Annotated in this window: 10 protein-coding genes; all 10 read right to left on the minus strand. The window is 49.8% G+C overall.

Annotation, left to right across the window (positions count from 1 at the left end; genetic code table 11):
* Positions 1–92 precede the first annotated feature (92 nt).
* Positions 93–2,831: a preprotein translocase subunit SecA gene (gene secA, locus ACTG33_RS12875; protein ID WP_439135630.1), complete on the minus strand. Its 2,739-nt coding sequence runs from the start codon at positions 2,829–2,831 to the stop codon at positions 93–95.
* Between the two features lie 191 nt (positions 2,832–3,022).
* On the minus strand, positions 3,023–3,955 hold the full coding sequence (locus ACTG33_RS12880) for a peptidoglycan DD-metalloendopeptidase family protein (protein WP_439135631.1): 933 nt from the start codon (positions 3,953–3,955) through the stop codon (positions 3,023–3,025).
* 377 nt (positions 3,956–4,332) lie between these two features.
* Positions 4,333–5,244 (minus strand): UDP-3-O-acyl-N-acetylglucosamine deacetylase, encoded by a 912-nt coding sequence (lpxC, locus tag ACTG33_RS12885; RefSeq protein ID WP_439135632.1) that lies wholly within the window; start codon positions 5,242–5,244, stop codon positions 4,333–4,335.
* Positions 5,245–5,824: 580 nt separating this feature from the next.
* Positions 5,825–6,994, minus strand: coding sequence for a cell division protein FtsZ (gene ftsZ, locus ACTG33_RS12890; RefSeq protein ID WP_439135633.1), 1,170 nt, complete (start codon positions 6,992–6,994; stop codon positions 5,825–5,827).
* Between the two features lie 148 nt (positions 6,995–7,142).
* Positions 7,143–8,384, minus strand: a complete 1,242-nt coding sequence (gene ftsA, locus ACTG33_RS12895) for a cell division protein FtsA (RefSeq protein ID WP_439135634.1) — start codon at positions 8,382–8,384, stop codon at positions 7,143–7,145.
* A 150-nt stretch (positions 8,385–8,534) separates the two neighbouring features.
* The gene (locus ACTG33_RS12900) at positions 8,535–9,290 is read right to left on the minus strand and encodes a cell division protein FtsQ/DivIB (protein WP_439135635.1); all 756 of its coding nucleotides are present in this window, start codon (positions 9,288–9,290) and stop codon (positions 8,535–8,537) included.
* Between the two features lie 87 nt (positions 9,291–9,377).
* Positions 9,378–10,304, minus strand: coding sequence for a D-alanine--D-alanine ligase (locus ACTG33_RS12905; RefSeq protein ID WP_439135636.1), 927 nt, complete (start codon positions 10,302–10,304; stop codon positions 9,378–9,380).
* 68 nt (positions 10,305–10,372) lie between these two features.
* Positions 10,373–11,839 carry a UDP-N-acetylmuramate--L-alanine ligase gene (murC, locus tag ACTG33_RS12910; RefSeq protein WP_439135639.1) on the minus strand — a complete coding sequence of 489 codons (1,467 nt, stop codon included), beginning with the start codon at positions 11,837–11,839 and terminating at the stop codon, positions 10,373–10,375.
* Positions 11,840–11,855: 16 nt separating this feature from the next.
* The gene (murG, locus tag ACTG33_RS12915; RefSeq protein ID WP_439135637.1) at positions 11,856–12,977 is read right to left on the minus strand and encodes an undecaprenyldiphospho-muramoylpentapeptide beta-N-acetylglucosaminyltransferase; all 1,122 of its coding nucleotides are present in this window, start codon (positions 12,975–12,977) and stop codon (positions 11,856–11,858) included.
* On the minus strand, positions 12,977–13,366 hold a 390-nt coding region (locus ACTG33_RS12920; RefSeq protein ID WP_439135638.1), incomplete at its 5' end, for an FtsW/RodA/SpoVE family cell cycle protein. The genes murG and ACTG33_RS12920, both read right to left, overlap by 1 nt.

Genomic DNA, 13,366 nt, shown 5'->3' on the forward strand with positions numbered 1-13,366 from the left:
CTGCCATATTCGTTACCTGCTTAATCGCTGACAGACTATCAATCTATGAAGCCCTACCAGCGGGATGTAAATATGCCTGCCTTGAGCGGGACTCAGCTCAACTGGCCATGACATTGTTTGAATTTTTTACCCGATCCACAAGGACAGGGGTCATTGCGTCCGATTTTGGCATTTTCACGCACAAACGGTTTCGCTTCTGCTGGCCTCTCCTGCCCTGCATCTGCCTCGTCTGCAGGTCTCTGCATGGCTGAAGCTTCTGCGTGCTCCAACTGCATACGTTTCTGCTCGAGCTCCATCGCCTGGCGGCGTTGCTCTTCCATCTGAGCCATTTCTTCTTCACTGACAGGCTCAACACGGGCAAGCATACGAATGACTTCAGTCTTGAGGTTATCGAGCATCTGCTGGAACAATTCGAAAGACTCGCGCTTGTACTCCTGCTTCGGGTTTTTCTGAGCAAAAGCTCGCAGGCCAATGCCCTGACGCAGATGATCCATATTGGCCAAATGCTCCTTCCAGAGCATGTCCAGCACGTTAAGCATGATCTGACGCTCGACTTCCCGCATCACCGGACCAAAGCGCTCGCACTTTTCATCGTAGGCTTTTTGCAACTCTTCGAGAATTCTGTCTCGCAGGCTTTCCTCGTGCAGTTTTTTATCTTCCTCCAGCCATTCCCCGATAGGCAGACGCAATCCGAAATCGGCTTCCAAATGCTGCTCTAACCCAGGCACATCCCACTGCTCTTCCAGACTTTGCGGAGGAATAAATCCGCTGACCGTATCGATAACAACGTCTTGACGGATCGCTGATATTGCATCGCCGATGTCTTCCGATTCCAACAATTCGTTACGCTGCTGGTAAACCACCTGACGCTGATCATTCGCCACGTCATCGTATTCCAACAATTGTTTACGAATATCGAAGTTGCGGCCTTCAACTTTGCGCTGAGCTTTTTCAATGGCATTGGTCACCATGCGGTGTTCAATGGCCTCGCCATTTTCCATACCCAGTGCCTGCATAAAGCCCCGAATGCGGTCGGAGGCAAAGATGCGCATCAGGTTATCTTCCATCGACAGATAGAAGCGAGACATCCCCGGATCCCCTTGACGGCCTGCACGACCACGGAGCTGGTTATCAATACGTCGGGATTCATGACGCTCAGTACCAATAATATGCAGCCCGCCGGCTTCAAGTACCTGAGCGTTACGCTCTTTCCACTCTTTACGAGCGGCTGCAATTTGCTCTTCTGTCGGGTTATCCATGTCTGCCAGTTCGGCGTCGAAGTTACCCCCCAGTACGATATCCGTACCGCGACCCGCCATATTGGTGGCAATAGTCACAGCCCCCGGACGCCCTGCCTGAGCAATAATCGAGGCTTCTTTTTCATGGAACTTGGCGTTCAGTACCTGGTGCTTAATGCCCGCGTTCTTCAGTCGGGATGACATTTCTTCTGAAGCTTCTACCGAAGCAGTACCGACAAGAACCGGTTTGTTTTCCTGCTGAAGCTCTTTAACCGCGTCACAGATAGCCTGAAACTTTTCTTCTGTCGTTAAGTAGACCAGATCGTTGAAATCTTGTCGGGTAATCGGTTTATTGGTGGGGATAACCACCACATCCAAACCATAGGTTTGACGGAACTCAAACGCTTCCGTGTCAGCCGTACCGGTCATCCCGGACAGTTTCGGAAACAGACGAAAATAGTTCTGGAAAGTTGTTGAAGCCAGGGTTTGGCTCTCATTCTGGATCGAGACGCCCTCTTTTGCTTCGATCGCCTGATGCAAACCTTCAGAAAGACGGCGCCCTGCCATCGTACGACCTGTGTGCTCATCCACCAGCACGACCTGATTATCCTGAATGATGTAATCCACATCACGCTGGAACAATACATGGGCTTTCAGTGCCGCATGAACATGGTGCAGCAGATTCAGATTCATGGCTGAATACAGGCTTTCTTCCGGCTGCAGCAAGCCAACCTCAATCAACATGTCTTCGACTTTTTGGTGACCACCTTCAGTCAACTCGACGGTGCGGCTTTTCTCATCCTGCATGTAATCGCCAGGCTGGGTAATTTCCTCACCATCGCTGAGTTGCTTGGTCAGCTTGGGAATCAGCACGTTCATCTGCTGATACATCCGGGAGCTGTCTTCAGCAGCACCGGAGATGATCAATGGCGTTCGCGCCTCATCAATCAGAATGGAATCCACTTCATCCACAATGGCAAAATTTAGCGGGCGCTGCATTTTGTCTTCAATACGCAGAGCCATATTGTCGCGAAGGTAATCGAAACCAAACTCGTTGTTAGTCCCGTAGGTAATGTCTGCCTGATAGGCTTCGTGCTTAAGGCGGGGATCCTGCATGGACTGGATCACACCGACTTGCAGCCCGAGCGCTTCATACAGTGGACGCATCCACTCGGCATCGCGACTGGCCAGATAGTCGTTCACCGTTACGATATGAACACCTTTACCAGACAGGGCATTCAGGTAGGCCGCCAGCGTTGACATCAGGGTCTTACCCTCACCCGTGCGCATTTCCGCAATGCGCCCTTCGTGCAGGCTCATACCACCGATCAGCTGAACATCGAAATGGCGCATGCCCAAAACTCTTCGGCTCGCCTCGCGACAAGCGGCAAAGGCTTCCGGCAGCAAGCTGTCCAAGGTCTCACCTTTCTGAAAGCGCTCTTTAAACTCTGTAGATTTCAGCTTCAGCTGATTATCAGAGAGAGCTTCCAGCTCAGGTTCAAGCGCATTAACACGCTTGACCAATTTTCCCATACGCTTGAGTTCGCGGTCATTTTTTGACCCGAACACAGATTTGACCATTTTACCAATCATGAGTAATACCGATTTTAAACTGTTTGCTGCACGTTGCTGCGAGTGTTTCGATGCTGAATACGCTCCACGTCTTGGGGCGGATATTCACGAAAACAAACGCAAAAACGTTGAATTAGACGCCAATAGCGCTCTGCGCACAAAAGGCACAAGTAAACCGAAAGGTGCTTGCGGAAGCAAGCAAAAGATAGGAATTAGCGGATTGTTCGATGAATATAGGCAGCGGGATCCACAGCCCGCCCATGCTTATACACTTCAAAGTGGACGTGAGGACCGGTTGATCGACCAGAGGAGCCCATCAGAGCAATAACCTGGCCTTTTTTGACAACGTCTCCCACATTAACCAAGACATCTGAACCGTGTCCATAGCGGGTGGTATAGCCGTTACCATGATTGATTTCAACCAACTTGCCGTAACCGTTCCGCTCACTCGCCCAGGTCACAACACCGGCAGCTACCGAAACAACGTCAGATCCCTTTTTACCGGCGAAATCGAGACCGTTGTGCCAGGCAATATGACCGTTAAATGGATCGGTCCGGCGTCCGTAACGGGAAGACATCCAGCCTTTCTTAATCGGGCGTCCCGCAATAAAGACTTCCCGTTGTACCTTGCGCTTGGCCAACAGGGCTTCGAGAGTATCCAGCTGTTGTTCGCGATCAGCAATCTGATCTGTAAGCTGATCAATGACTTCGATAAACTCAGGTGGTTGATAGGCTTCGCCCAACGCCGTGCTTTCCGGTCCACCCAGAGCTGGAGGCTGACTAAAATCAAACTCTCCCTGATCCAACTTGGCAATATTGGTGATACGCTCACCCAGCGCATCCAGACGAACCAGTCTCGCCTGAAGCTCGGCCATACGCAGCGTCAGAGCTGATAATTGCTCTTGAGCGTGTTGACGGGCCTCTTTTAACTCATTTTCTTGATCTGAGAGCGCTTCGTTCCAGGCTCGGGCTGAATCACCCGTAAAAAGATCGGCGCCTTCATTGTGCTTGAGCTCCTGATTAACCCAGACACCCAAACCAACAGGAATCCCCAGCAGACAAACAGACAGGAGCGCACGAGTCCACCCACCCAGGGTAAAGCTTCGTGTTCGGCCATGATGTTTACTGACAACAATGATTTTCACTGTATCCGGGTCCCGCCTTGTCAAAATATTTAGACAATTGCTTATTCCATAAGAAATAAGCGAATCCGCCACAGGTGGCGACTTTGATAAACATGCCTAGGTTATTGTTTGGCGTCCGTTCCGAGCTGCTTGTTGCTTGCTCACACTAGTCAGTTAACGACCACTACGCCTAATTCTGAAGAGATCTTACAGGAGGTAGCATAAAACCGGCAAATAACAAGACAACCTGCCGACCAATATGGCATATAAAATAAGGAATTACCAATACTTATTGGCATCAGAAACCAGCCATAACCGAACTACAAACAGGGCCGGCAGAGGCGAAAAACAGGCATTTCGGAGAGGAGAACGGGGCCAGACTTTGGCCCCGTACCGGGCTATACAGCCAGAACAGGCTTGACGTAAGAGATGGGCGCCGTGCTTTCGTCTTCGAAAGTCACCACTTCCCAGGCATCTTCCTGAGCGATCAGTTGGCGCAAGGACTTATTATTCAGCGCATGACCGGATTTATGAGCCTTAAACTCACCAATCAGGCTATTACCCAATAGATACAAGTCGCCAATGGCATCCAGAATCTTGTGTTTCACGAACTCATCTTCGTAACGCAGACCGTCTTCATTAAGGATACGGTACTCATCAACCACGATGGCGTTATCAACACTGCCACCTTTGGCCAAGCCCTTGGAGCGCAGGTACTCGATTTCGTGCATGAAGCCGAACGTACGGGCGCGACTGACTTCTTTCACAAAAGACGTGCTGGAAAAATCCACAGACGCGTCCAGAGTGCGACCTTTAAAGACCGGATGATCAAAATCAATGGAGAAAGAGACCTTAAAGCCATCAAACGGCAGAAAACTGGCTACTTTATCGCCATCTTCAACCACCACAGGGCGTTTAATGCGAATAAACTTCTTCGCAGCCTTCTGCTCTTCAATTCCAGCGGACTGGATAAGAAAAACGAAAGGTCCGGCACTGCCATCCATAATCGGAACTTCCGGCGCGCTGACTTCGACGATTGCGTTATCAATGCCCATACCCGCAATGGCAGACAACAAGTGTTCGACGGTAGAAACTCGCACATCACCTTTAACCAAGGTGGTGGACAAGGTGGTATCACCCACGTTTTCGGCTTTTGCCTGGATTTCGACCACTGGGTCTAAATCCACACGGCGAAATACAATTCCGGTATCGACAGGCGCAGGCAACAACGTCAGGTAAATTTTCTCACCTGTATGGAGACCTACACCAGTGGCACGGATGGCATTTTTAAGCGTACGCTGTCTAATCATTGATGTGTATTACCAAGTATGGAGCAGTTAATCGGGCAATATTACCAAAGTTAGTACCCATAAACCAACAACTTAAACTTATTAACTGACTTCAACATGCTTCCTTGCTCTGTGAGGGGGCACAGTGCCTGCAGACCGCGACTGAAGTGAAGCTCATTCACTGCCAACCCCTGATCCGCAGACGATTTCCGTCAGTTAGAACATCGTCGGTTTTTCATACCTAACAAATCAATTTCCATGATTTGTTATTTACTTTGGCAATATTGCAGGTCAGCTCATCAATACGCCTATCAGCGCACTTATACATCAAACCAACCCGGCCTTGCGGCTCACAACTCTTGAATCTCCGCTATCAAACATCTATCAACCTATCAGACATCTATCAACAGAGACTCATACACAATCACACCATCAAAGCTGTGAGAACCACGTGTTACTCATCGATATAGATATAGAGAACCAGTTACCTCCTGGCTGCCTCTCCCACTATCATATTGACTACAGACCTTGCTGATACGAGGGAGTTCGTCATCTATACATATCTTGATACATATAAACCTTTCGCTGCTCAGACAGACTATCAGTCTGCCTGACGACGTAGGAACGCAGGAATATCGAGATATTCCATATCTTTATCTTCCATCGGCTTCTGAACTGCGGAGCCACGCTGAGTAGGCTGATTACGCATAACCGTTGGGCGATCCAGAGCCGCATAATCCGGCTGACCGCCATTTCGGCGAGTGTTATCAACCACCATTTTGGTGGGTTCCGGCTTAACGGCTGCTATAGGCTCACCTAAACCAGTGGCAACTACGGTCACACGCAGTTCATCGCTCATTTCCGGATCGATTACGGTACCAACAACCACAGTCGCCCCTTCTGAAGCAAACTCTTCCACGGTATCACCCACTTCAGAGAATTCACCCAGAGACAGATCCAGACCGGCAGTGATATTCACCAGAATACCGCGAGCGCCCTGCAAATTAATATCTTCCAGCAGAGGACTGCGGATAGCAGCTTCGGCGGCTTCACGAGCGCGGTTTTCACCTTTAGCAATACCCGTGCCCATCATCGCCATACCCATTTCAGACATCACGGTACGAACGTCTGCAAAGTCAACGTTGATCATACCGGGACGCATAATCAGGTCAGCAATACCCTGAACAGCACCCAGAAGCACATCGTTCGCCGCTTTAAAAGCATCCAGCAGCGTTGTGGTTTTGCCCAGAACTGCCAGCAGTTTTTCGTTTGGAATAGTAATCAGTGAGTCAACACGTTCCTGCAACTCACGAATACCCGCTTCGGCGATCGCCAAACGTTTTTTGCCTTCAAACGGGAACGGCTTGGTGACAACCGCCACAGTCAGAATACCCAGATCTTTAGCCACTTCAGCGACGACCGGTGCACCACCAGTACCAGTACCACCACCCATACCGGCAGTAATAAAGACCATATCGGCCCCTTCCAATACTTCGGCAATACGCTCACGGTCTTCCATTGCCGCTTCGCGACCCACTTCAGGGTTAGCGCCGGCACCCAGACCTTTGGTAATGGCAGTACCCAATTGCAGCACTGTACGTGCTTCAACATCTTTCAGCGCTTGCGCATCGGTATTGGCACAAATAAATTCTACGCCTTCGACATCATTGGAGATCATGTGCTTAACGGCATTACCACCGCCACCACCGACACCAACAACTTTAATGACTGCGTTAGAAGGTACGCTATCTACTAGTTCGAACTTTGACATGGTTTTTCCCCTTTTCCCTGACAAAATAAATTGAATTCACTAACAATAATTTGTGTTTCTGTTACTTAATGCTGTCGTTACTAAATGTTGTCGTGACTAAATATTGTTGCTACTAAAGTCTACTGATAAAAATGCTTGAACATCTGTGTTAAAAGTTACCCTGAAACCAGGTTTTCACTTTCTCCCACCAGTTATTGCCGCCATCGGATTTCACCTGATACTGCGCGACACGACCTTCGTTTTGCTGACGCTTCGCATACTGCAAAAGGCCAACACCGGTTGAATAAATTGGATTATTAACAATATCGCTCAACCCCCTTACATTCTGTGGTGTTCCAAGGCGCACAGGCATATGGAATATCTCTTCCGCCAGCTCAATTACGCCTTCCATTTTTGATGTACCACCAGTTAAAACTATACCGGCAGCCACCAGATCTTCGAAACCACTGCGACGCAACTCTGCCTGAACTAACGTGAACAATTCGTCGTAACGTGGCTCAACCACCTCCGCCAATGCCTGACGGGACAGATCTCTCGGCTCACGATCGCCAACACTGGGCACCTTGATGGTTTCATCAGGTCCGGTCAGTTTGGCCAACGCGCAAGCGTATTTGATTTTGATTTCTTCAGCGTGTGGTGTCGGTGTACGTAAAGCCATAGCGATATCGTTAGTCACCTGATCACCGGCAATTGGAATCACGCCGGTATGACGAATCGAGCCTTCGGTGAAGATGGCGATATCCGTAGTGCCACCACCGATATCCACCATACACACACCGAGTTCTTTCTCGTCATCAGTCAGTACTGAATAACTCGAGGCCAGCTGCTCAAGAATAATGTCTTCAACTTCCAGGCCACACCGTCGAATGCATTTTTCAATGTTCTGTGCGGCATTGACTGCACAGGTCACCAGATGAACTTTGGCTTCCAGACGCACGCCTGACATTCCCAGAGGCTCTTTCACACCTTCTTGCTCATCTATCAGGTATTCCTGAGGCAAAATGTGCAGAATTTTCTGATCAGCTGGAATCGCCACCGCCTGCGCTGCATCGATAACTCGATCCAGATCCTGACTGAACACTTCACGATCCTTGATCGCCACAATACCGTGGGAGTTCAGGCTGCGAATGTGGCTGCCGGCAATGCCTGCATACACCGAGTGTATTTGACAGCCGGCCATCAGCTCTGCCTCTTCAATAGCACGCTGTATGGACTGGACTGTTGACTCGATGTTCACCACTACGCCTTTCTTCAGACCGGATGAACGATGAGAGCCAATGCCAATGATTTCCAGCTCGCCGTCTGTTGACAGTTCCCCAACAATGGCAACTACTTTGGAAGTGCCGATATCCAAGCCAACAACCATTCGACTTTCATTTGCCGCTGCCATTACACAACCTCACTGTTAGGCTGAAATGCCTTTTTGTCGTTATCTTTGCCGCAACTGTTTTCAAATGACTCACACACTCCAAGAAACATGTACATATCGAGACACTTGCGTTGCTTTTGAATTTCCTGCTTCATCATTCTGCCAATCCACTTATACACTTGCCGGCTCACGCCATTGAACAGCAACACCGTTGTAATATCTAAGATCAATACTGCTCAGTTCCGTCCAACGAGCCTGTAGCTGCGCTTTATAAACGGTCAAAAAACGTCCCATTTTAGCCAGCATTTCATCACGCCCTACCCGAATCACCACGTCATCACTCAATGTGATGGTCCAGCTTCGTGCAGCACTGCATGTCAATTTTTTTACCGACATGCCATATTCTGTCAGCAGCTTATTCAGCACTTGATACTGCGCCATCATTTCCTGCTCCAGACCCTCTTCGCCGCTGAGCTCAGGAAGACCTTTTAACAAAACTGAGGCTGCATCTTTGTCACTCAATCGAATGACTTCACCGCGGTGATTCAGTGCATCAGCGTCTCCCCATCTCGCGATGGGCTTGTGCTCAACCACAGTCACTTCTAATTCACCCGGCCAACGTCTTGCCACGCGGGCGTGGTCTACCCAGGGCTTTTGCTCTAACTGTTGCTGAATCTGACCAAGGTCCAGCTTCATAAAACTGTCTGCCATGGCGTCATAGACCGATTCAGCCACTTCTTTCTGCGAAATACGGGTAAACTCACCGTTGATTTTCACGCTCGTGACCGGGCGATCAAGCTGGCTGATAGCCCAACTGCCAACACCGTAGCAACCAATAACCACAACGCCCGCAATGCTAAAAACACCCAGCCAGCGCAATAGCTTTTTGCCGTATTCCCCACCAACTGCCTTTTTATTTGAACGCACCGCACCTCGAGCACTGGCAGACCGCCTGTTCTGAACAGGGGATCTACTTTTCCTGGTGTTCTTTTGAGTGCGATCCGAGTTCATCGATCAATTCGCCGACACAGTTTGTTTTAAAATACTGACCACTAGATCATCAAAGCTCAGACCTTTGGCTTTCGCTGCCATGGGTACCAGACTGTGATCCGTCATACCGGGAACAGTATTTACCTCCAGGGTATAAAAATTTCCGTCTTTATCCGCCATAAAGTCCACCCGTCCCCAACCACTGCAACCCAGAGATTCGAATGCCTCTACAGAGAGCTTGGCTAACCGCAACTCATCACTTTCAGATAAGCCACATGGACACAGGTAGCGCGTATCGTTAGCAATATACTTGGCGTTGTAATCATAAAACTGGTGATCAGTCTCCAGTCGAATAGCGGGTAAAGCCTCCCCCTCGAGAACTGCAACGGTGTATTCCGCTCCTTCGATTACCTGTTCTGCAAACACGCTGCTGTCAAATTGGGCTGCTTCCTGATACGCATGATCCAGCTCTGAACGACTGGTCACTTTAGACATGCCAATACTGGAACCTTCATGCGCTGGCTTCACCATCAAGGCCTCGCCAATCTCCGCTACGACACTGTCGAGATTATCTGCTTTCAAAGCGCGATATTCCGGAGTAGAAATCCCCGCAGCGGTAAAAATTTGTTTGGTGCGCCATTTGTCCATCGCCAGAGAGGATGCCTGTACACCACTGCCGGTATAAGGGATCTCCATAAACTCCAACAAAGCCTGGATCCGGCCATCTTCACCGCCAGGGCCATGAAGCGCGATAAACGCCCGATCTGCTGTTTCCTTCAGTAAACGTCCGACAATATCTTTGTCCACATCTATTAAGAAGGCATCAATTCCCTGACGAATCAGAGCATCGAATATGGCCTTGCCGCTATTTAGAGACACTTCACGTTCAGCTGACTGACCGCCATATAAAACAACGACCCTTCCGAACTCCTGTGAATTTACGTTTTTCATAACTGTGTCTACTCTTGTTTACCTAATATTTCACTGATCTCAATGAGCTATCGTTGATACCAGAAAATTTACTGCAGCTTACGCTTTGCCAATTCCACTGCCAGCAAACCAACATTGCCAGCGCCCTGAGTCAGCACAATATCTCCAGGCCGAACCAGGTCGGCTACCACTTCGGGCACACCATCAATACCTTCAATAAAAACGGGCTCAACCAGGCCTCGGCCACGAATACTGCGACACAAATGCCGACTGTCTGCACCCGGAATCGGATCTTCTCCGGCGCTGTATACTTCCAGCATGATCAGTGCATCCACCTGCGACAGAATGTCTACAAAGTCTTCGTACAAATCCCGGGTTCTTGTGAAGCGGTGCGGCTGATAAATCATCAACAAGCGACGTTCAGGCCAGCCTGCACGGATTGCGGCAACCGTGGCTGCCACTTCTCGCGGGTGATGGCCATAGTCATCCACCAACATCGCTGTACTGGTTTCGGCATCACTGCCACCCAACTTGTCTTCAACGGAATACTCGCCGTAGACCTGAAAGCGGCGCCCCACGCCTTGAAAGTTTTCCAGTCCTCGCTGAATTGCACCGTCATCCAGCCCTTCATCAGAGGCTACCGCAACGGTTGCCAAAGCATTCAATACATTGTGATGACCTGGCATATTGACCGTGACATCCAGATCAGCCAACCCATCAGGACGCTGCGCGGTGAAACGTGTACTCAGCGCAGTTTGTACGATGTTGATTGCACGGAAATCATTTCCTTCCTCAAAACCGTAGGTAATGATGGGTCTGGAAATTTCAGGAATAATTTCCTGCACAACCGGATCATCACCACACACAACAGCCAATCCGTAAAACGGCAAGTTGTGGAGAAACTCAACAAAGGTCTTTTTCACTTTGGAAAAATCACCTTCGTAAGTGTCCATATGGTCAGCATCAATATTGGTGATGACTGCCACCATCGGTTGCAGGTGGAGGAAAGACGCATCACTCTCGTCCGCCTCGGCCACCAAATAGCGACTTTCACCCAATTTGGCATTGGCTCCGGCGCTGTTGAGCAAACCACCAATGACAAAAGTAGGATCACGATCACCAGCGGCCAGTACAGAGGCCAACAGACTGGTGGTAGTGGTCTTACCGTGGGTACCCGCTATCGCAATACCGTGGCGGTAGCGCATCAATTCACCCAGCATTTCAGCACGGCGAACAATCGGGATACGTCGCTCTCTCGCACCTTGCATTTCCGGGTTGTTTTCATCCACTGCGGATGAATTCACAACCACATCGGCTGTTTCAACATTCGCTTCACTGTGACCGATGAAGATCTCTGCGCCCTTGCTCTGCAAGCGCTGAGTAACATTAGACTCACGCAGATCCGAACCGGAAATATTGTATCCCTGATTCAGAAGAACCTCGGCAATACCGCTCATACCAGCACCGCCGATACCGATGAAATGGATACGCTTGATTCGACGCATTTCTGGCACTTTGCTGACGTATTTATTGATCCCGCTGCTGGGAGTTTTCATCTCATCTTTATCCATATTAAGCCGCCTCAGCTCTTGAGCCGCGAGCGGCTAGCATGCAAATTTCAGCCACCTTATTGGCTGCGTCCGGCATTGCCAGTGCTTTTGCACTTGCTGCCATTTCAAGCAGTTGTTGACGATCTTGTGAAACATTGCGAATAAATTCTGCAAGCCCCTCAACCGTCAAATCACGCTGCTGGCGTACAGTGCCAGCGCCATTTTCTTCCAACCACTTCGCATTGAATGTCTGGTGATCGTCGATAGCAAAAGGGTACGGAATCAATAATGCTCCACGCCCCGCCAGGGTTAACTCAGATACGGTCAGTGCACCCGCCCGGCAAATCACGACGTCGGCCCACTCGTAGGCAGCAGCCATGTCCTCGATAAAATCCAGAACTTCCGCGACAACACCGGCGTTCTGATAATTCTTTTGAGTAGCATCCAGATGGCGCTTACCGGTCTGATGTTTCACTTCGGGACGCATTTCCAGGGGCAAATGTCTGATGGCCACTGGAATCATTTCGTTCAGAGCCAAAGCGCCCAGACTCCCTCCCAGAACAAGAATCTTCAGAGGTTTTTCTGCTTGGGTGTGCAATGGAGCAACCTTGGCGATGGACTCTCTCACAGGATTACCTACATGCGTTGCATCCGGCAGGCTTCCAGGAAAAGCCTCCATAACCTGGCTCGCAACGCGTGACAACCAACGGTTTGTGGTTCCTGCAATCGCGTTCTGCTCATGAATCAACACAGGTTTTCTTAACAACCAGGCAGCAACACCACCTGGCCCCGATGCAAAACCACCCAGTCCTAATACCGCATCGGCTTGCTCACGCTTTAAGATCTTACGGGCTTGCCAGACAGCGCCAAGCAATAAAAAAGGTGCTTTTAACTTGGAAAAAAGTCCCTTACCCCGAACTCCCTCAATGCTCAAACAGTGCAATGGAATATCTGCCGCAGGCACCAGCTCGGCCTCAATACCACGGGCAGTACCCAACCAGCTCAATTTGACGCCGTTTTGACGCAACTTCTCGGCAACGGCCAGCGCAGGAAACACATGACCGCCGGTTCCGCCTGCCATAATTACGACACTGATCTGTGGTTGAGTTTTCTCTGTCTGCATCTGATCTGTAACCTTACTCATCACGCTGCTCTCCCTGTTTCGGAAACAGCAGGCAAATCATCTTGCTGACGTATTGTTCTCACTTTGCGACGGCTTTTCACGGCAGTCTTTTTCGGCGGAGCCAGAGCTTCCATCCGCATTTCCCAATCAATGCGCATAACCAGTGCCATCAAAGCACAGGACGCCAGTAAGCTACTGCCGCCGTAACTGATGAATGGCATAGTCAGACCTTTGGTTGGCAGAAGACCTGAAGCGACGCCGACATTAATAAACGCCTGCCCTGCAAACATCACCGCCACACCAAAGGTGGCAAAACTGGCAAACACTTTCCCATTGGCCATAGCTCGTTGAGCAACGTTAAGAACACAAATCACCAACGCGATAAACGTTCCAATGACAACCGCCACACC

The sequence above is a fragment of the Pseudomaricurvus sp. genome (genome assembly GCF_965662505.1).
Lineage (GTDB): Bacteria > Pseudomonadota > Gammaproteobacteria > Pseudomonadales > Cellvibrionaceae > Pseudomaricurvus.